This window comes from Marinobacter segnicrescens (assembly GCF_900111555.1).
GTDB lineage: Bacteria > Pseudomonadota > Gammaproteobacteria > Pseudomonadales > Oleiphilaceae > Marinobacter > Marinobacter segnicrescens.
Genome location: NZ_FOHZ01000006.1, coordinates 133731 through 152358, shown reverse-complemented (window position 1 = coordinate 152358; position 18628 = coordinate 133731). Strand labels below are relative to the sequence as shown.

Below are 18628 nucleotides of genomic sequence, written 5' to 3'. Positions count from 1 at the left end.
TTCTGTTCAACTGATGAGATGTTTGAGGAGACCAACGTGGAACGCGAATCAATGGAATTTGATGTTCTGATCGTCGGCGGAGGACCTGCGGGTCTCTCGGCAGCCTGTCGCACGATGCAACTTGCCCAGGAAGCCGGCGAGGAACTGACCGTATGTGTTGTTGAGAAAGGCTCCGAAATCGGTGCCCACATTCTCGCCGGCACCGTATTCGAGCCCACTGCCCTGAACGAACTGTTTCCGGACTGGAAAGAGCGTGGCGCTCCCCTGAACACTCCGGTTACCCGGGATGACATCTTCCTGATGAAGAGTCAGGACAAGGCCACCAAGATTCCCAATGCCTTTGTTCCCAAGAACATGCACAACGAAGGCAACTACATCATCAGTCTGGGCAACCTGTGCCGCTGGCTGGCCGAACAGGCTGAAGCGCTGGGCGTTGAAGTCTATCCCGGCTTCCCCGCCGCCGAGACCATCGTTGAAGATGGCCAGGTGAAAGGTATTATCACTGGCGATATGGGCGTTGCCCGTGACGGCAGCGAGAAAGACGGCTACATGCCCGGCATGGAACTGCGCGCCAAGTACACCCTGTTTACCGAGGGCTGTCGCGGCCACCTGGGCAAGCGCCTGATCAACGACTTCAAACTGGATGAAGGCAAGGATCCCCAGCACTACGGTATCGGCATCAAGGAACTGTGGGACATCGATCCCGAGAAGCATGAGCCGGGCCTGGTGGTACACAGCACCGGCTGGCCCCTGAGCGAATCAGGCACCACCGGTGGTTCTTTCCTGTATCACCTGGAAAATGGCCAGGTCTACGTGGGCCTGATCACCGACCTGTCCTACAGCAACCCCCATGTCAGCCCGTTCCATGAGATGCAGCGCCTGAAGCTGCACCCGGAAATCAAAAAGTACCTGGAAGGCGGCAAGCGTGTTTCCTATGGCGCCCGGGCGATCACCAAGGGCGGCCTGAATGCCCTGCCGAAAATGAGCTTCCCCGGCGGCCTGCTGCTGGGCTGCGACGCTGGTACGCTCAATTTCTCCAAGATCAAAGGCTCCCACACTGCCATGAAATCCGGCCTGCTGGGTGCTGAGGCTGTTTTCGAAGCCCTGAAGGAAGGCAAGAGCGGTGAAGAGATCACCGGCTTCCAGAAGCAGTTCGAGGACAGCTGGCTCTACAAGGAGCTGTTCCAGGAGCACAACTTCGGCCCAGCCATTCACAAGTTCGGCCAGGTTGTCGGGGGCGCGATTGCATTTGTTGAGCAGAACATTCTTGGGCGTCCGCTGCCGATCACCTTCCGTGATACCGTTCCGGATTACGCCACCATGAAGCCGGCGGACCAGTGCAAGAAGATCGACTATCCGAAGCCGGACAATGCCCTGACCTTCGACAAGCTCTCCTCGGTGTTTATCTCCAACACCAACCATGAGGAAGATCAGCCGATTCACCTGAGGCTGAAGGATCCGTCGATTCCCATCGAGCACAATCTGCCCAAGTACGACGAGCCAGCGCAGCGTTACTGCCCGGCTGGTGTGTACGAGGTAATAGAAGCGGAGGACGGCAGTGGCAAGAAATTCCAGATCAACGCCCAGAACTGTGTTCACTGCAAGACCTGTGATATCAAGGACCCGGCCCAGAACATCACCTGGGTGACGCCCGAAGGCGGCGGTGGTCCCAACTACCCGAACATGTAAAAGCGTATCGGATAGCAGTAAGGCCGGGGTTCGCTCCGGCCTTTTTTGTGCCCGTAGAATACGCCCGCCCCTCTCTGGCAGCCGGCTTTTCTGCGGACATAAAAAAACGGCCCCCGTAGGAGCCGCTTCTTACGCAACCTTGACGGAAGGCATCAGTGCACGTGACCGTGCTCCTGCTCTTCGTCGGTTGCCGGACGGGTTTCTACCACTTCCACGTCAAAGTGGAGGGTTTCGCCGGCCAGCGGGTGGTTCGCATCAATGGTGACGGTTTCGTCGTTGACTTCCACGACACGAACAATCTGGGGGCCACCCGGGGTCTGTGCCTGGAACTGCATACCAGGCTCAATGGTGTCGACACCCTCAAACGCGGAACGCGGAACCGGCTGAATCAGTTCGTCGTTCTTTTCGCCGTAACCTTCGGCCGGATCAACGGATACCTTGACCTGGTCGCCAGAGTCCTTTTCGGTCAGCGCGCTTTCCAGCCCGCCGATGATGTTCTGTGCACCTTCGAGATACGACAGTGGCTCACGACCTTCCACGCGGGAGGAGTCCAGCTCTTCTCCCTGATCATTGGTCAGTGTGTAGTGAATGGTAACAACGCGAGGTTGGGCCATGGTTTCTCCTTGCATGTCGCAATGACTGTAAATGTAAAAACGGATGATCGATGATCTTGAACAGTCGGACTGCACAGAGGAACTAACGACCACCGGGCCTCGTTAGAGAGCCGGGCTCGGTAACAAGATCTAAAAGACAGTCTAACAAGGGTCAGACTGCGTTTTCTACCGTGTTGCACCCATTGGTGGAGCCAGGCGGGCGTATTTCAACCGTTACCTACCGGAAAAAATTCACCATTGCTCCAGACCCCAAGTGCAGCGCTATCACCGGAGGGCTGCTCGACCAGGAGATCTGCCAGTTCGTAATAGGCAGCAGTAACCAGCCTCGCTTCCAGTCCGCGCCGCACCTGAACGACCGGGCGCGGGCTGCCATCACTGTTATAGGTGCCCACGTCAAGGGGATGATCCTGACCCAGTAACAGGCGTTCGCCGAAATTGGTGGTCACTGCCAGAACCTGTTCTTCGCCGGTTCCGGCCACTTCCAGACTGTGGGCCAGTAATGGTGTGTCTTCCACCTGGATGCGCCATTTCTCTACCGGCGTAACCAGGTAGTACTCGCCGTCATCCTCACGCCGAAGGATGGTGGAGAAGAGGCGCGGAATCGCTTCACGCTGGATCAGTTCGCCCTCGTGATACCAGTTTCCGTCGCGGGCGATTCGTATATCGATATCGCCGGAAAGCTCCGGGTTCCATTTTTCGATAGGTGGCAGGCTGGCACCTTCTGCAGCGGCTTTCACCTGATCTGCGAGACGTTTCGGGTCCTGGCTCATGGGTCTCTCCTGAAGGATTTTTGAAACGATACGGGCTAAGTCATCTTATGGGGTAAAAATGGGGCCGGACACGGAAAGTTGCAACCCTTCATCGGGCCCTGTCACGAAGCCGTCCGGCGGTAAGGCATGACAAGGAATCAGGGGAGGAACTGGGCTTTCAGGTCGGCGCAGCCAGGGCCCACCACCGGCATCTCCAGGGCGACGGCCTGACTGGTCATGAACGGAATGCCCTGGCGATGGGCATCCACAAGCAGCGTAGCCAGGGCACCCACCAGGGGCATGTGGGAGATAATCAACACCCGAGTTGCCGGCGACTCTTCCAGCAGCGCATCCAGGCAGAGGCCCGGATCGTCATCCGGTGCCAGGAAGGGTTTCTCGGTGACCCTGCAGTTGAGTATCTCGGAAGCTATTGCGGCGGTCTGGCGAGCACGAATCAAGGTACTGCACCAGATCTCCCGGGGACGCCAGGGGGACTCTGCAATCTGGTGAACCACCCTGCCCGTTCCATAGCGCCCTGCCTCGGTGAGCTCGCGCTGCTGGTCAACGGAGTGCCAGCCGGCTTCACCATGGCGCATCACCAGTACTTTCACGACTCAGCGCTGCCCTGCCAGGGTTCTGGGAAGAATGAACTCCACATCGGAGTTCTGGACAGCGGTCATCAGGCCATTGATAACGGCCTTTATGGAGGCGCCGCCATAGAGGATGTCATAGAGGCCCCGTACCAGTGGCATATAGATGCCCACGCTCTCTGCCTTTTCCTTGACCAGTAACAGTGTATGGATGCCTTCGGCTACCTGGCCAAGCTCCGCCACGGCGTCCTCCAGGCGGGCGCCCTTGCCCACCGCATAGCCAACCCGGAAGTTACGGCTCTTGGAGGAGGTACAGGTTACGACCAGGTCGCCTATGCCAGCCAGGCCCATGAACGTCATGGGATTCGCGCCCAGGCTCACCGCAAAGCGGCTCATCTCGGCCAGGCTGCGGGTGAGCAACATGGCTCGGGCGTTCTCTCCCAGATCCAGGGCCGCTCCCATTCCCGCCACGATAGCATAGATATTCTTGAGCGCCCCCGACAGCTCAACCCCGTAGATATCGACGTTCGCATAGACCCGGAAATAATCACAGCCCAGCAACTCCTGGACGGTTCGCCTTACGTCCGGGTCTTTCGCCGCAATAACCGTTGCAGTCAACTCCCGGTTGACGATTTCAGCGGCCAGGTTGGGGCCGCTCAATACACCGATGCGTGTACGGGGGATTTCTTCCTGGAGAATTTCACTCATCAGCCTGAAACCCTCCCGCTCAATCCCCTTGGTCAGACTGATGACGATCTGGTTCGGCCGGAAGTCGCCGGCATGGGCGCGAATGACATCCCGGAAGGCCTTGCTGGGAATGGCAACAAACACGATCTCGGCGTTCGCGAGGGTCTCGGCAAAGCGAGTGGTGGGCAGGAGGTCGCCCTCGATGCGGACATCGGGCATGTAACGGCTGTTGGTGCGATTCTCCTTCAGTTCCTGGACTTGCTGCTCGTCCCGCATCCAGAAATGCACACGGTGGCCGTTCTCGCACAACACCTTGGCCATGGCAGTGCCGAAGCTGCCGCCACCAAGGACGGCAACGTCGTGTTTACTGTCAGATGACCGGGAAGTGTTTGCGGAGGTGTGCCCGTTACCGGGCCGTGTAGTTTCAGACATAGTGCTTCCGTATCGGCCCTGTCGTGTCATTGGGCGTAGCTGGCGCCTGTGCTGAACTCAGCCCGTATCCTCACACTCCAGGGCACGAACCAGGTTGTGAAACTCTTCCCGGTTGCGGCTGTTCAGCCCCATCAGTACACGGTGGGCATCCAGTACCTTGTCCCGTACTTCCTGCTCACTGGCACGCAGCACGGGAATTTCTTCGAGTTCCTCGATACGCGAGGCAGGCTCACGCACAATAATAAAAATCCGGTCAAACCCCATCGACGTGATGATTCGGGTGATGTCCGGATTGGTGGAAATCAGGGTTGGCAGAAAATGGCTCTGCCGCTTGGCGGCCATGGCTATCTTGGCCAGCAGTCCGAGGGTGGTACTGTCAATCACCTCGGTTTCGGTCAGATCGATTACCACGGTCTTGAACGCGGGATCGGACGTGATGGATTCCACCAGGTTGTCCAGCGTCGAGCACAGGTTGAGACGGATTTCTCCAATAAACTTGAGGACGTAAATCCCCTGCTTCTCAGCCTGCAGAATCTTGTAGCCAGCCATGTCTTCTACTGCCAGTCGTTCGACAAAACGGAAACGCCCGGTAAGCCTGGCTTACCTGACACCCGCCGGCTTCCCGGCATCAGTGACCGATACACCTTGCAGATCCGGATCGGTCAGTCTTATATCGGTGACAGACACGATCGCTATATCGTCCGGAAGCTCTGACGTGCTTTCAAGGTGCAGAGCCTCACTCAACGATGCGATAGTGTGACGGCCTCCTGATATGAGTTCAAGTAGTTGCCGTTCCTTTTTATCCAGATTCTCCGCGTCCAGTACTTCCAGTATACCGTCCGAGAACAGCATCAGGTGAAACGGCCTCGGTAAGGGAATCTCATACTCGTCCCACTCCGGGTCCTCAAACAGTCCCACCGGGAGTCCGGAACCTTCCAGGAAACGGGTCTCACTGTCTTCAAATGCAATCACCGGCATCGGGAAGTGGGCACCGACAGCGTAGCGCAAGGTTCGCCTGGACGCGGAGATAATGCCCACAAATACCGTGACGTGCTTGCCGAGGCCGGTATCCAGCAACTCCGAGTTGATACGCTGAAGAAACCGCGCCGGATAAAGGATGTCATCTGAGGAACCCCGACGCAGGTTTCGCTGCAGACGGTTGGTCAGGTTCTTGAGCAGCACCGTCACGAAGGCAGAACTGGCACCATGCCCGGAGACATCGGCAATATAGACCAGGGTTTCGTCGTCGGAAATACGGAAATAGTCAAGAAAATCGCCGCTCAGGAACAGGGACGGTTTGATCAGGTGATCAATTGCAAGGCCGTTAAGGATGACCTGCCGGTCCGGCAGCATTTTCATCTGCACCTTGCGCCCGGCCCGCTGGTCCGCCCGCAACTCGGAGATGCCTTCCCTGAGGTCGGAGTTGGCTTCTTCAAGCTCTTGCCGGTAAAGCTGGTTAAGTCGGTGGACCCGCACCCGGTCAAACAGCCGGCCCAGCACATCTTCTACCACGGACCTGTCCGACAGCGGCTTGCGGATGAAGTCCGCCGCGCCGGCACGCAAGGCCTCGATGACCTGGCTGGCCTCGCTGGCGTGGGAATAGGCAATCAGCGGAAGGAAGCCGCTTTCGTCCTTCAGGCAGGCAGTAAGCTCGGAGATGGTTGCTGGCGGCAGGTCCGCAAAGATGACATCCGGTGGCCGGTCCTCAAACAGTCGACGAGCCTCGGTGATACTGCCATAGCCATGCACATAGAATCCCCGGGACACCAGGTAACGGTCGAGTTCTGCCCGGGCAGCCTCGTCCGGGTCGATAATCAGTATGCGCTCGGTGCGCGATGTCATGCGTTGGCCTTCAAAGTCATCTCGGGTCTTGTTCTGGATAAGCCACTGCTTATACCGGGTATTCTGGCACGGTGGTGTGATATAACAAGTGCCACACTGTTTTCCCGCGAGGTTTCATCATGCGCAGGGCGGTAAACGACCTTCTCGGAGCCTATGACAAGATCATCATGGATCCGGTTCACGGGGGCATTCCCCTGTATCGCCACGAAATACAGGTTATCGACCATCCGCTGTTCCAGAGACTAAGGAATATCTGCCAGAATGACATCCTGAGCCTGGTCTTTCCCGGAGCGACCCACTCCCGCTTTCTGCACAGCGTTGGAGTCATGCACGTTGGCGGCCGCATGTTCCGGGCTATGATCGATGCCTACCTGCGAGAAAGACAACTCAGCGAGCAGGTCGACCTGACCCTCAGCCAGCTGGACGCGATTGACTACCTGTCCAAGACCATTCGCCTGGGTTGCCTGCTCCACGACAGCGGGCACTCCAGCTTTTCCCACCAGTTTACCCAGGCCAGGCGCATCCACGACCTGATGGCCCAGCCCGGTCGTTTTGAACAGCTCTGGGAAGGTGCGGATTACCGGACCTATTTCCGGGCACCACCGGAAGAACTGGAACACGAGCACTATTCGGTGCGGGTGGCCCACGACATCCTCACCAGCATTGACCTGGAAGAGGCCGGACTGCATGCGCAGGACGTTATGGGGATCATGGAGACAACCGAGGTAATCCCCAGTGAGGCCTTTTCACGCCATGCCCATACCTTCTGGGAGTTTATCGCCGGCGAGGATTCTGAGGCCGGTCGATTACGGCGGGCGGATATCCCGGCGCTGGTCATGACGATGCTGTCATCCATTGTGTCCGGGGAAATCGACGCTGACCGGGCAGACTATATGCTGCGGGATGGCTTCCACTCCTCCGTGACCATTGGCGGTTTCAACCTGGATCACCTGCTCAGCAACCTGCGTTTCGGCTGGGATACACGTACACCCTGGCTGGGTCTCGCCATCACCCACAAGGGGCTGGGAGCACTGGAGGACTTCGTATACAGCCGCCACCAGATGTATCGCAAGGTCTATGCCCACAAGACCGCGCTGGGTTTTGACTGGTTGTTGCGGGAGGCCATCAATGAAGCACTGGAAGACCCGGAAATCTTCGAGTGGGTCAATACATGCCTGAGTGACATGCAGTACTTCGCCGACCTGACCGACAGCTTTTTCTGGGAAGCCTTCCGGCGCATCGCCCGCCGTCGACCTGAAAGCTATTCCCGGTGTATCGTGGACCGGGTTAAGCTGCGGCACCTGGACACCAGGGAGAACCTGGGGGAAGACGAAATTGGTGCCCACCGTCACTGGCTGGCCCGGGAATTACAACTTCCGCCAGCGGATGTGGTGACCTGCACCATGCGGGCAAAGTTCTCCCGCATTGGTGAGAACTTCGATGGCATCCAGGTGCTGGTGCGGGATCCGGTGAGCCGCCGCCGTAGCTTGCGTCGCATCAGTGAAGTCAGCGCGTTCTTCAGCAAGTTTGGTGACGGCACCATTACCCACTTCTATCTGAGGCCACAGCAGGTGACGGAGACCGAGTGAACCGGGCAGTCGTCAGGGGCTGTCCGGCAGAACACCTAGTGACGCAAGGCGCTTCACCAGGCTGTCGGCGCTGTTAAAGGCCCCTTCGACACGTCCACCGTCCAGCCAGTCACCGGCAATGGCGATGCGCTCACGCTCAAACCACAGCTGCCCGGGGCCTGTCCTTGCCTTGGGCCTCGCATAGAGCCAGCGGTGTACCCTTACCGTACCGGGCATTGCCTCGATAGCACCGAAGTGACGAAACTCTTTTACCAACCGGTCTGCAACCTGGTCAGGGTCTGCCTCGGTGTGTGCGTCAGACCAGTCCGGGTCGCCGTGGAGCACCCACCATTCACCCTGATCCTCGCGTCCGGGCTTGCTGGAGTTGTTGGCCGCCCAGTTGAGCACTCGGCTGTTCGGCATCAGTGCCTCGAAGTCCGCACCGGCGCCATCCGGAAAATACGCCATTACTGTCCAGCAGGCCTGCATACGACTGATCTGGATGTTGAAATCATCCGCCAGGCTTGCCAGGCCGCTGTCATTCAGGAGGTCCACAGTCTGGGCCGGCGGCGGGGTTAACAGCACAGCATCGTAGCCCCGGTGAACCGCCCCCTCGGTGTCCCTTAACTGCCATAGCTCATCCGTGTCCCGCTCAAGGCAGGCGATGCGAACACCCGTTCTGACATCAAGGCCTGCGGACAGGGCCCGGGTGATGGCAGACATCCGGGGTATGCCCACGTAACGCTCCGCCGGCCGCATGTTCTGCCAGCCGTTATCGGCACCCTGATAACGGAAGCGGCCATCCCACTGCCCCCAGCACCCGGTGCCGGCATGTTCGGTGAGGAAGTCAAGAAACGCAGGATTGCGGATGGTGAAATACTGTGCACCGATGTCCGCCGACGAGTCTGCAGGGTCAGTCAGTCGTTTCGAGGCCATGCGTCCGCCCGGGCCACGGCTTTTTTCAAACAGGGTGACGTCTACCCCCGCGGCCACTAACTTGCGGGCCGCGGTGAGGCCGGCAAGCCCTGAACCGACGACGGCCAGTCGTCGTATAACATCCTGAGTCGCTTGCGTATGAATCATGGTTATCCAAACATCCGAAATAGCAGTCGATTACGTATCAATGCCAACGATGCTGTCTGGTGACAGCGTCTGTAGCCCAAGCCCGTTACAACAGTCAGAAAAGGTTTTAGCTGTATGACCAGAGTTCAGTCCTGGTTCACGGACATTCTGAGATGGTTCGATTCCGAGGCCGGATCGGATCATCTTGACCTAACCTCCCGGCATTTCAGTGTGGTCCGGGTAATACCCTTCATGGTCCTTCACCTGGCTTGTCTGCTGGCGTTCTACACCGGGGTCAGTACCTTCGCAGTTGTGTTTGCTGCGGGGTTCTTCGCCATTCGAATGTTCGCCATTACCGGATTCTATCACCGGTATTTCTCACACAAGACGTTCAAGACCAGTCGCGGCTGGCAACTGGTGTTTGCCATCCTCGGCGCCAGCGCAGCCCAGCGCGGCCCCCTGTGGTGGGCGGCTCACCACAGGCACCATCACCAGCATTCGGATGGTAAGGAAGACCTTCACTCCCCCCATCAGGGCGGGTTCTGGTGGTCCCACGTGGGCTGGTTTACCTGTGACGCCGCTTTCCGAACCGAAGAACGACGGGTCAAGGACTGGATGAGATTCCCGGAGCTGCGCTTTATCAACCGCTTCGACGCCCTGGTGCCCGCTGCCTTTGCGGTGGCGATCTTCGCCCTTGGCGAGGCACTGGCGGCCTGGGCTCCCGGCCTGGGCACCAACGGCCTGCAGCTACTGGTGTGGGGGTTCTTTATCTCTACCGTCGCTCTGTTCCACGCCACGGTCTCCATCAACTCCCTGTCACACGTGTGGGGTTCCCGGCGCTTTGATACCCCCGACGACAGCCGTAATAATTTCTGGCTTGCACTGATCACCTTTGGTGAGGGATGGCACAACAATCATCACCGTTGGCCCCAGTCCGCGCGCCAGGGCTTTCGCTGGTATGAAATTGACCTGACCTATTACGGACTCTGGCTGCTGTCAAAGGTCGGCATTATCCACGACCTTAAGCCGGTTCCCCAGACCATCCGCGATGAAACCCGCCGTCTTGACCTGCAGCGGAGGACCCCATGACTATTCAAGGCACAACGGCAACTGCCACAGATATCCACCAGAACGAAACGGCCTCGGCAACGGTCGAACGGTTTCAGAGATTGTTCAACACCCTGTCGTCCGGCAACGTTACCGGGCTGGCAGAGGTCTACAGTACCGACATTCGGTTCACTGATCCTTTCGGAACCGTCACTGGCCGTGAGGAACTGCAGGCCTATTTCGAAAAAGTCTACACCAACGTCCGGTCGTGCCGGTTCAGCTTTGCCGAGGTCATCATAAGCCGCGACCACGCCTGCCTTGCCTGGGTGATGCACCTGGAACACCCGAAATTGCGACGTGGCCGCGAAATCACTGTCCACGGAATGACCCACCTCACCATCGAGGCCGGCCGTGTGAACTATCACCGGGACTATTTTGACGGCGCGGAACTGCTCTACGGCAACCTGCCGTTGCTGGGCGGCGCCATACGCTGGATCCGGAACTATGCGTCATGAGCCAATTTCTCCAGACGCCATCCAGCATCTGGCTCACAGGTGCTACCTCCGGTATTGGTGAGGCACTCGCCAGGCGACTCATTAAAGACGGTCACTCACTGGTGCTGACAGGGCGGCGGCAACCTGCCCTCGATGAACTGGTGGCACTGGCTCCGGAGCGTCTCAAAAGTGCCCGGGCAGATACCACACAGACATCAGACCTGGAGCAGATCGAACCAGTACTGGCAGCAGCAGGTCCTGTCGACCTGGCCATTCTGAACGCCGGCACCTGTGAGTATCTTGATGTGAATCAGTTCGACGCCGGATTGGTCGGGCGCAATATAGAAACCAACGTTATGGGCACCGTGCGTTCCGTTGAACGGATTTTGCCCCACCTCCGCCGGACGCGTGCCTCTGGTCGCCCTGCAGCACTGGTCATTGTCGGCTCGTCGGCCTGGTGGTTTCCGTTTACTCGCGCGGAGGGTTATGGGGCGTCAAAGGCTGCACTGGCCTACTTCGCCCAGTCATTACGTGCTGACCTGGCACGGGAAGGTATAGAGGTCTTCCTGGTGTCTCCCGGGTTCGTCAGGACGCCGCTCACCGACCGTAACGACTTCCCCATGCCCTTCCTGATCGAAGCAGATGATGCCGCCGAGAGAATCGTGGACGGGCTGCGCAAGGGCCGGCATTCCATTGAATTCCCGAAACGCTTTACCTGGACCCTGCGCCTGTTGGGTAACCTGCCCCAGGGGCTGATCGACCGAATGGCCGCGAAAATGGCCCGAAACACCACCCAGGAAAACCCATCACCATGAGCAATACCCCCCAGCGTATCGCGGTTATCGGCGCCGGAGTCTCCGGGCTCACGGCAGCCTGGCTGCTTTCCGAAAAACACGATGTATCGCTGTTTGAATCAGGTAACTATGCCGGCGGCCACACCAACACCCGAATGGTGAGCGCCGGTGGCCGGGAGTGGCCGGTGAACACAGGCTTCATAGTATTTAATGACTGGACGTACCCGAATTTCATCCGGTTGATGGACAAGCTTGGGGTCGCTTCCGAAGACAGCGACATGAGCTTCAGCGTTGACTCGCCAGCGAACGGTCTGCAGTACAACGGCACCAGCCTGAATACCCTGTTTGCCCAGCGCAGGAACCTGGCCAACCTCCCCTTTCTGAAGATGATCAGGGAAATCCTCCGGTTCAATCGGCAGACCCGGGCTGACCTGGAGGCAGGCACCCTGGACGACACCCAGACCCTTGGCGATTACCTGGACCGACATGGTTTTTCCCGTTACTTCCGGAACTACTACATCGTACCCATGGGCTCGGCTATCTGGTCAGCTCCCGAAGTCGTGCTGGAGCAGTTCCCCGTCAGGTTCTTCCTGCAGTTTTTCAACAACCACGGCATGCTTTCGGTGGATGATCGTCCCCAATGGCGGGTCATTTCAGGTGGCTCAGTGACCTACGTTAACCGCATGATGGAGCGCCTGGGCGATCGCACCTGGCTGAACAGTCCAGTGGAGTCGGTTATCCGGGATTCTGACGGTGTGACGGTTCGGGCCCAGGGCAAGGATCACCGTTTTGACCAGGTTGTTTTTGGCTGTCACAGCGACCAGGCCCTCGCCATGCTCCGGGACCCCACGGAGCAGGAGTTATCGATCCTGTCAGCGATTCCCTACCAGGACAACGATGTGGTTCTTCACACCGACAGCCGGCTGCTTCCCTCAAATCGACGCGCCTGGGCAGCATGGAACTATTACATTCCACAGAAACCGGATCAGCCGGTTTCTGTCACCTACAACATGAACATCCTGCAGAATTTCCACGACGCCCCGGAAACCTTTTGTGTCACCCTCAACCGTAGCCATGACATTGACCCGAATCGGGTGATTGAGCGCTATACCTATGCCCACCCGGTGTTCTCCCTTGAGGGCGTAGCCGCCCAGCAACGGTACGCCGAGATTGGCAACCAGAACCGTACCCACTATTGCGGAGCCTACTGGTTTAACGGCTTCCACGAGGATGGCGTACGCAGTGCGCTGCGGGTAGCAGACGCCTTCGGGGTAAGGTTGTGACCACGACAGCTCCGGCCCTTGCCAGTAGCTGGCTCACCGGTACCGTAAGGCATCGGCGCCGGTCTCCGGTTCGCCATGAATTCCAGTACCGCACCGGCATGCTGGCCCTGAACCTGGCCGACTGGTCGGTGTTCGATCAGTTGGGTCCCCTGGTATCGGTGGAAAGCTTCAACGTTCTGTCATTACGCCGCCGGGATTACCTCGACCCCCACATACCAGACATCCAACAGGCTGTTCGCGACCGGGTGGAGACTGCCACCAGGTGGCGACCGGACGGGCCTTTGGAACTGATTACCCATCCGCGGCATTTCGGCTATGTGTTCAACCCGGTGAGTTTCTATTTCTGTTATCGCCACGGTGACGACCCGGCTAACGGGGCAGTACCCCGGGTGATTCTCGCCCAGATCACCAATACCCCCTGGCATGAACGGCACGTGTACTGCCTCGAAGTGGGCGATGTCCCCGTCAGCAATAGCGGATGGCGGTCGGTTAAGGCCGGCTTCGACAAGCGATTCCACGTATCACCTTTCAATCCCATGGAGCAGAGCTATCAGTGGACTTTCAGTTTCCGGGGCCCGGAACTGAGGATTCACATGAACGTGAGCGGGGCCGAATCAGGAAAGGAGCGTGCAAAAAGCCGGGTTTTTGATGCCACCCTGGTGGTCCGGCGCACCCCCCTTACCCGTAAAACGGTATACAGGAGCCTGATGCGCTTTCCGGTTGAGTCTTTCAAGGTAGTGGCCGGCATTTACTGGCATGCCCTTCGCCTGAAACTCAAGGGGGTACCTTTCCATACCCACCCGGACAAACTTCCCGCCGATCACCCCAGCCGGGGGCTGGGGAGGGATGACCGGGGCCGGGACAACCGGAAAATCGACCCCGACCAGGGCTCCCCCGATTCAAATGGCTCCGCCTGCGACACTGTTACGAGGATTACTTCATGGAGAACATAGAAAACCAGGCTGCACACCAGAGTCTGCCGCTGATGACCCGTGTTGCCCGTCACCTGGTATGCGGCCAGCTTGGGCAGCTGGGGGCCGGGCAGCTGGTAGTTCGGGAGCCGGGCGGCCCGGAACAGGTTTTCGGCGATGGTGACCAGCGCTGGCCGGTTGCAAGGCTGGACATTCACGATGGCTCGGCCTGGCGGGACTTGCTGACCGGTGGCGGTATCGGCGCTGCGGAGGCCTTCGTAGCCGGCGACTGGAGTTCCCCGGACCTGACAGCCCTGCTCCGGTTCTTCACCCGCAACGTGGACCGGATGAACGCTTTCGAAGATCGTTTTGCCTGGGTCACCAAGCCTGCGCTCAAGGGTCTCCACTGGCTTAACCGCAATACACCCACGGGCTCGCGAAAGAACATTTCGGCCCATTATGACCTCGGCAACGAGCTGTTCGAGTTATTCCTGGACCCGACCATGATGTACTCATCGGCGGTGTACCCTGGTGAGGACAGTACGCTGGACGAGGCCGCCATCTACAAGCTGGACCTTATCTGCCGAAAGCTGGAGCTGAAACCCGGCGACCGGGTCATTGAAATCGGTACTGGCTGGGGCGGATTTGCCATCTATGCAGCCAAACACTTCGGCTGCCACGTCACCACCACAACCATCTCCGCTGAGCAACTTGCCATGGCCCGCGAAAAGGTTGAGGCGGAAGGGCTGCAAAACCGGGTGACACTGTTGTTTGATGACTACCGGGACCTGGAAGGCCAGTTCGACAAGCTGGTCTCCATTGAAATGATCGAGGCGGTGGGGCCGCAGTTCCTGGACAGCTATCTCAACCAGATCAGCCGCTTGCTGAAACCTGACGGGCTGGCGCTGGTGCAGGCCATTACCATGCCGGAACAGCGCTACCGGCGGGCCCTGAAAAACGTTGATTTTATCCAGCGCTATATCTTCCCTGGCAGCTTCATTCCGTCATTTGGCGCGATACTCGAGTCCATGGGTCGCAAGTCCGACCTGGTGATGACCCACGCCGAGGACTTCGGGTTCCACTATGCCCGCACCCTCCGAGACTGGCACAACCGCTTCGACGAGCGTACCCCTGAACTGGAAGCCCTTGGCTATGACCAGTCGTTCCGGCGCCTCTGGAAGTTCTACTTTGCCTATTGCGAGGCTGGCTTCAGTGAACGGGCTATTGGCGTTAACCAGATCCTGATGGCAAAGCCGGAAAACAAACGGGCTCACCTGATCGCAAACGTCGCCGGTAGCTGATCCCATGAATCGCGACACCCTGCGCAAGGCCGCCAACTTCATCCTGTTCCAGGCGGGCTGGCTAATTTGTGTACTGATGGGGAACTGGACGGCAGTCGCTATCGGCCTGGTCCTGGTGGCCATCCACCTGCTGGCCCTGAGTGACCGCCCCCTGGCGGAAGCTCGGTTCATCCTGGTCGGTGTGGTGCTGGGCAGCCTGCTCGATGGGCTGTGGTTCCGCACCGGCGTCCTTCAGGATGCTTCCATGAGCGGCTGGACGCCGCCCTGGTTGGTCATAATATGGGCCCTGTTCCTCACCACATTGTCCCACTCCCTCGCCTGGATGCACAGCCGACGCTGGTACCCGTTCGTGTTTGCCCCACTGGCGGGGCCTTTTGCCTACTTCTCCGCAGCGGCACTGGGCGCCATTACCCTGCCCTACGCCCTGGTTTCGCTTGCGGCCCTTTCCGCCGGGTGGCTGGTGATGTTCCCGGCGTTAATGCGCATTCAACGGCGTTACTTTTCGGAGACACTGGCATGAAATCCTGGCTGGCACTGTTCGGTTACCCATTGCTTGCCCTGTCCGCAGCTGCCTCGGAAACCTTCGTTTTCAGCGGAATCGCATCCAATACCGACGGTGTCCAACTCTATCAGGAGGAGCACAGGGTCACCGGTTCCTGTGTGGAGGGCCATTGGCGTCCCGAACAACAGAACGTCGATTACCTTCGCCAGGACAGTCCTAGTCCGTTTGCTGCCAAGGCACTTACCTATAAGGACTCCCCGTTACGGCCGGAGGTCGACTTCAAGCAACCAGACTTCAGCGAGCACCTGCTGGTTCGCCATGATGGGGATGAAACGCTCAAAGTAGAATGGACAATGTCTGATCAACCTTCGAAACGCTGGCGTGTCCCATTTGAAGACCAATTGGTGGTTGACGCGGGGTTCGATCATTTTGTCCGTGCGAACTGGCAAGCCCTGACTGACGGCAATGCGGTGGACTTTTCCGTACTGGCACCGACACGTGGCGAGAGCTACGACTTTGTCGCTGAACCGGCACCAGACAAACTTGCAGGCGCCGACCACAGCTTTCGTATCCGGCCGGCAGGCATGTTCTTACGAGTCCTGGTGGACCCCATCCGGCTTGGTTATCGAGACGATGGCTTTCTCACCCACTATGCCGGGCTGGGCAATATCCGCCGTAACCAGGACGAGAACCATGTCGTCTCTATTCGCTACCAGGTGATCGAGGCGCCCGGCTGCTCATTGCTGCCCTCCAGCCAGTCCCGTTGACGTTCTTTCCCCGCAGACGCCGGTGACTTGGCCCTGCCGGGGGCTGTGATAGACTTGCCGGGGCATTCATAGTGAACGGCGGGCCAGACCTGATGAAACTTGTTTCCTTTAACGTCAACAGCATACGAACCAGACTTCACCAGTTGCAGGCCGTGGTGGACCAGCTGAACCCGGACATTATCGGCCTGCAGGAAACCAAGGTGAATGACGACCAGTTCCCGGTTGCCGAAGTGGAAGCCATGGGTTACCACGTTCACTTCCACGGACAGAAGACCCATTATGGCGTAGCACTGCTGTCGCGGCAGGCACCTGAGGACGTTTACCGGGGTTTTCCCTGGGACGGTGAAGAGGCGCAAAGGCGGCTTATCCGCGGTCGTTTTAAGGTGAATGGTACTCCCCTGACCGTTATCAACGGCTATTTCCCACAGGGAGAGAGTCGCGACCACCCGGTAAAATTCCCCGCCAAGGAAAAGTTTTACCAGGATCTGATGCGCCTCATAGATGACCTTCAGGCCGAAGGTGGTCACCTGGTGGTGATGGGTGACATGAACATCTCCCCCACTGATCGGGATATCGGTATCGGAGCGGACAACGCCAAGCGCTGGCTTCGTACCGGAAAATGCAGTTTCCTGCCTGAGGAGCGGGGCTGGCTGGCCGAGGTGGAGCGTCGTGGCCTGACGGACGTGTTCCGGCATCTCCACCCGGAAGAAGCCGATACCTTCAGCTGGTTTGATTACCGAAGCCGGGGATTCGAACGGGATCCGAAGCGAGGCCTGCGCATTGACCTGATTATGGCCAGCAACAGCCTCCTGCCCAAAGCCAGGGCCGCCGGTGTCAGTTATGACATCCGAGCCATGGAAAAACCATCGGACCACTGCCCGGTCTGGGCTGAGTTCGATCTCTGAGCAAACCTCAGCCAGGGAGACGGCGGTGGCGAAGGTAAAAACCCGGGACAGGATACTCACCACCAGCCTGGCGCTGTTCAACGAGCTTGGTGAACCGAACGTCACCACACTGCTTATCTCCGACGAGCTGAATATCAGCCCTGGAAACCTGTATTACCATTTTCGCAGCAAATCCGACATCGTCGGTGAACTGTTCGGTCAATACAGTCATGAGATCAACGACCTGCTGGCCATTCCGAAGGATGTGGAAGTGAGCCTCGACCAGCTCGGGTTCTTTCTGCACCTGCTGTTCGAAACCATTGAGCGTTACCGGTTTCTCTACCACGACCTGGTGAATATCCTCTCCCGTTACCAGGAACTTCGGCCAGGGTTTCGCCGCATTCTGGATAGCAAACAGAAAGGGTTTCAAATCCTGTGCGACAGCCTGGCAAACCAGGGGCTGATGGCAACTGAGCCAACGATAATTAAAGCACTATGCGAACAACTAACTTTAACTGTATGTTACTGGGAGAGTTTTGATTCTTTGAGAGATGCGGGAAATCGGAACAACCTTGACCCTCGCCGGGGCGTCTACCAGGTCTTCCACTTGCTGATACCCCACCTTGGGGCATCTGCTTCAAGGGAGCTGTATCTTCTGGCGCAGGACTACCAACCCGACTGACTCCCTATTCTTCCTCGTCAGACCCGGGCACACGAGTGCCAGTCATCTTGGTGCCGGCTGAACGGAGTTCGGCGAGTTCCTGCTCCAATGCCTCTACCCGATCCTCCAGCCGCCTGAGATCTTCGCGGCGTGGAATGCCAAGTCGCCGCAGGGCGCCAGCGACGCGGTCATCAAACAGGGTTTCAAGGCGATCCCAGGTGCCAGTGGCACGGTCACGAACATCTTCCACCCGGTGCTCAACCGCCTTGACCTGGCGCTCTACCAGCCCCCGAGTCTTGCCCTCAAGCTCTTCTCCTTCGTGCACCAGACGTTCGAAAAACCGGCCGGCGTCTTCTTCCGCCTTGGTGTAGGCACCAAGACCTGCCAACCAGATCTGGCGGGCAGAATCGCGGATCTTCCCTGCAAGCTGGGGATCGTCCTCCAACTTGGACGGCGGTGTATCAGCGTTGCGGTCAGGCTTTTTGTTGGGCATAGACAAGGCTTCTTTTCCAGCTTGCGGGAGAGCAATGAGCGAAGGTTACTGTCCCTAGTCTATTACAAGAATCGGCACAATTCATGATGGTCCCTGACCATACAGCCATGCAGTTTAACTATAAGAGTGCTATTCATATTCAAAAACAGTTTTAGAGATCACACATTGTATCCTTGAAGTGTTCAAAATATGGTCAATACTGAAACTGACTGGCATCCTTGCTGATGTCAGTTTGTCTGGAAGTCTTTCATGGATACT

20 protein-coding genes are annotated in these 18628 nt (G+C 58.2%); 12 read left to right on the top strand and 8 right to left on the bottom strand.

Annotated elements, in window-relative coordinates:
* Positions 1–36: 36 nt before the first annotated feature.
* Positions 37–1689: an electron transfer flavoprotein-ubiquinone oxidoreductase gene (locus BM036_RS08505; protein WP_091850586.1), complete on the top strand. Its 1653-nt coding sequence runs from the start codon at positions 37–39 to the stop codon at positions 1687–1689.
* A 152-nt stretch (positions 1690–1841) separates the two neighbouring features.
* Here BM036_RS08505 and BM036_RS08500 read toward each other — a convergent pair whose 3' ends face one another.
* The 6 genes from BM036_RS08500 to BM036_RS08475 form a co-directional block, all read right to left on the bottom strand.
* Complete coding sequence (locus tag BM036_RS08500) at positions 1842–2303, bottom strand: FKBP-type peptidyl-prolyl cis-trans isomerase (RefSeq protein ID WP_091850469.1); 462 nt, start codon at positions 2301–2303, stop codon at positions 1842–1844.
* A 206-nt stretch (positions 2304–2509) separates the two neighbouring features.
* A complete protein-coding gene (locus BM036_RS08495) occupies positions 2510–3073 on the bottom strand; it encodes a DUF1285 domain-containing protein (protein ID WP_091850467.1) in 564 nt (187 codons plus the stop codon).
* 137 nt (positions 3074–3210) lie between these two features.
* Positions 3211–3663: a SixA phosphatase family protein gene (locus BM036_RS08490; RefSeq protein ID WP_091850465.1), complete on the bottom strand. Its 453-nt coding sequence runs from the start codon at positions 3661–3663 to the stop codon at positions 3211–3213.
* A 3-nt stretch (positions 3664–3666) separates the two neighbouring features.
* Positions 3667–4761: an NAD(P)H-dependent glycerol-3-phosphate dehydrogenase gene (locus tag BM036_RS08485; protein ID WP_091850463.1), complete on the bottom strand. Its 1095-nt coding sequence runs from the start codon at positions 4759–4761 to the stop codon at positions 3667–3669.
* A gap of 57 nt (positions 4762–4818) precedes the next feature.
* Positions 4819–5310 carry an STAS domain-containing protein gene (locus tag BM036_RS08480; RefSeq protein ID WP_091850461.1) on the bottom strand — a complete coding sequence of 164 codons (492 nt, stop codon included), beginning with the start codon at positions 5308–5310 and terminating at the stop codon, positions 4819–4821.
* Positions 5311–5361: 51 nt separating this feature from the next.
* The gene (locus tag BM036_RS08475) at positions 5362–6603 is read right to left on the bottom strand and encodes a PP2C family protein-serine/threonine phosphatase (RefSeq protein WP_091850459.1); all 1242 of its coding nucleotides are present in this window, start codon (positions 6601–6603) and stop codon (positions 5362–5364) included.
* A 119-nt stretch (positions 6604–6722) separates the two neighbouring features.
* On the opposite strand from BM036_RS08475, the gene BM036_RS08470 reads away from it, so the two are divergent.
* Positions 6723–8192, top strand: a complete 1470-nt coding sequence (locus tag BM036_RS08470) for an HD domain-containing protein (RefSeq protein WP_091850457.1) — start codon at positions 6723–6725, stop codon at positions 8190–8192.
* A gap of 12 nt (positions 8193–8204) precedes the next feature.
* Here the strand turns inward: BM036_RS08470 and BM036_RS08465 are convergent, their stop codons facing one another.
* A complete protein-coding gene (locus tag BM036_RS08465; protein WP_091850455.1) occupies positions 8205–9254 on the bottom strand; it encodes an NAD(P)/FAD-dependent oxidoreductase in 1050 nt (349 codons plus the stop codon).
* A gap of 114 nt (positions 9255–9368) precedes the next feature.
* Here BM036_RS08465 and BM036_RS08460 point away from each other — a divergent pair, with 114 nt between their 5' ends.
* The 10 genes from BM036_RS08460 to BM036_RS08415 all read left to right on the top strand — a co-directional run bounded on the left by BM036_RS08460 (position 9369) and on the right by BM036_RS08415 (position 17898).
* Positions 9369–10322 (top strand): acyl-CoA desaturase, encoded by a 954-nt coding sequence (locus BM036_RS08460; RefSeq protein WP_091850452.1) that lies wholly within the window; start codon positions 9369–9371, stop codon positions 10320–10322.
* On the top strand, positions 10319–10795 hold the full coding sequence (locus BM036_RS08455; RefSeq protein ID WP_091850450.1) for a nuclear transport factor 2 family protein: 477 nt from the start codon (positions 10319–10321) through the stop codon (positions 10793–10795). Before BM036_RS08460 ends, BM036_RS08455 begins: the two co-directional genes overlap by 4 nt.
* Entirely contained in the window at positions 10792–11589 is a 798-nt protein-coding gene (locus BM036_RS08450) for an SDR family NAD(P)-dependent oxidoreductase (protein ID WP_091850448.1), read from the top strand. Before BM036_RS08455 ends, BM036_RS08450 begins: the two co-directional genes overlap by 4 nt.
* On the top strand, positions 11586–12851 hold the full coding sequence (locus BM036_RS08445) for an NAD(P)/FAD-dependent oxidoreductase (protein WP_091850446.1): 1266 nt from the start codon (positions 11586–11588) through the stop codon (positions 12849–12851). Before BM036_RS08450 ends, BM036_RS08445 begins: the two co-directional genes overlap by 4 nt.
* Positions 12848–13804 carry a DUF1365 domain-containing protein gene (locus tag BM036_RS08440; RefSeq protein WP_091850444.1) on the top strand — a complete coding sequence of 319 codons (957 nt, stop codon included), beginning with the start codon at positions 12848–12850 and terminating at the stop codon, positions 13802–13804. The genes BM036_RS08445 and BM036_RS08440 overlap by 4 nt, the downstream gene beginning before the upstream one ends.
* Positions 13792–15063, top strand: a complete 1272-nt coding sequence (locus tag BM036_RS08435) for an SAM-dependent methyltransferase (RefSeq protein WP_091850442.1) — start codon at positions 13792–13794, stop codon at positions 15061–15063. Before BM036_RS08440 ends, BM036_RS08435 begins: the two co-directional genes overlap by 13 nt.
* 4 nt (positions 15064–15067) lie before the next feature.
* Positions 15068–15583 (top strand): DUF2878 domain-containing protein, encoded by a 516-nt coding sequence (locus BM036_RS08430; RefSeq protein ID WP_091850440.1) that lies wholly within the window; start codon positions 15068–15070, stop codon positions 15581–15583.
* Complete coding sequence (locus BM036_RS08425) at positions 15580–16332, top strand: hypothetical protein (RefSeq protein WP_091850438.1); 753 nt, start codon at positions 15580–15582, stop codon at positions 16330–16332. Before BM036_RS08430 ends, BM036_RS08425 begins: the two co-directional genes overlap by 4 nt.
* Positions 16333–16424: 92 nt before the next feature.
* Positions 16425–17237 (top strand): exodeoxyribonuclease III, encoded by an 813-nt coding sequence (gene xthA / locus BM036_RS08420; RefSeq protein ID WP_091850584.1) that lies wholly within the window; start codon positions 16425–16427, stop codon positions 17235–17237.
* 25 nt (positions 17238–17262) lie between these two features.
* Entirely contained in the window at positions 17263–17898 is a 636-nt protein-coding gene (locus tag BM036_RS08415; protein WP_091850436.1) for a TetR/AcrR family transcriptional regulator, read from the top strand.
* Between the two features lie 4 nt (positions 17899–17902).
* On the opposite strand, the gene BM036_RS08410 is transcribed toward BM036_RS08415, so the two are convergent.
* Positions 17903–18370: a phasin family protein gene (locus tag BM036_RS08410; RefSeq protein WP_091850434.1), complete on the bottom strand. Its 468-nt coding sequence runs from the start codon at positions 18368–18370 to the stop codon at positions 17903–17905.
* Positions 18371–18628: the final 258 nt, after the last annotated feature.

Excerpts from the sequence above, each read along its gene's own strand:
- BM036_RS08500 (WP_091850469.1), bottom strand. The coding sequence starts at position 2,303 with ATGGCCCAACCTCGCGTTGTTACCATTCACTACACACTGACCAATGAT.
- BM036_RS08495 (WP_091850467.1), bottom strand. The coding sequence starts at position 3,073 with ATGAGCCAGGACCCGAAACGTCTCGCAGATCAGGTGAAAGCCGCTGCA.
- BM036_RS08485 (WP_091850463.1), bottom strand. The coding sequence starts at position 4,761 with ATGTCTGAAACTACACGGCCCGGTAACGGGCACACCTCCGCAAACACT.
- BM036_RS08480 (WP_091850461.1), bottom strand. The coding sequence starts at position 5,310 with ATGGCTGGCTACAAGATTCTGCAGGCTGAGAAGCAGGGGATTTACGTC.
- BM036_RS08475 (WP_091850459.1), bottom strand. The coding sequence starts at position 6,603 with ATGACATCGCGCACCGAGCGCATACTGATTATCGACCCGGACGAGGCT.
- BM036_RS08470 (WP_091850457.1), top strand. The coding sequence starts at position 6,723 with ATGCGCAGGGCGGTAAACGACCTTCTCGGAGCCTATGACAAGATCATC.
- BM036_RS08465 (WP_091850455.1), bottom strand. The coding sequence starts at position 9,254 with ATGATTCATACGCAAGCGACTCAGGATGTTATACGACGACTGGCCGTC.
- BM036_RS08460 (WP_091850452.1), top strand. The coding sequence starts at position 9,369 with ATGACCAGAGTTCAGTCCTGGTTCACGGACATTCTGAGATGGTTCGAT.
- BM036_RS08455 (WP_091850450.1), top strand. The coding sequence starts at position 10,319 with ATGACTATTCAAGGCACAACGGCAACTGCCACAGATATCCACCAGAAC.
- BM036_RS08450 (WP_091850448.1), top strand. The coding sequence starts at position 10,792 with ATGAGCCAATTTCTCCAGACGCCATCCAGCATCTGGCTCACAGGTGCT.
- BM036_RS08445 (WP_091850446.1), top strand. The coding sequence starts at position 11,586 with ATGAGCAATACCCCCCAGCGTATCGCGGTTATCGGCGCCGGAGTCTCC.
- BM036_RS08435 (WP_091850442.1), top strand. The coding sequence starts at position 13,792 with ATGGAGAACATAGAAAACCAGGCTGCACACCAGAGTCTGCCGCTGATG.
- BM036_RS08430 (WP_091850440.1), top strand. The coding sequence starts at position 15,068 with ATGAATCGCGACACCCTGCGCAAGGCCGCCAACTTCATCCTGTTCCAG.
- BM036_RS08425 (WP_091850438.1), top strand. The coding sequence starts at position 15,580 with ATGAAATCCTGGCTGGCACTGTTCGGTTACCCATTGCTTGCCCTGTCC.
- xthA (WP_091850584.1), top strand. The coding sequence starts at position 16,425 with ATGAAACTTGTTTCCTTTAACGTCAACAGCATACGAACCAGACTTCAC.
- BM036_RS08410 (WP_091850434.1), bottom strand. The coding sequence starts at position 18,370 with ATGCCCAACAAAAAGCCTGACCGCAACGCTGATACACCGCCGTCCAAG.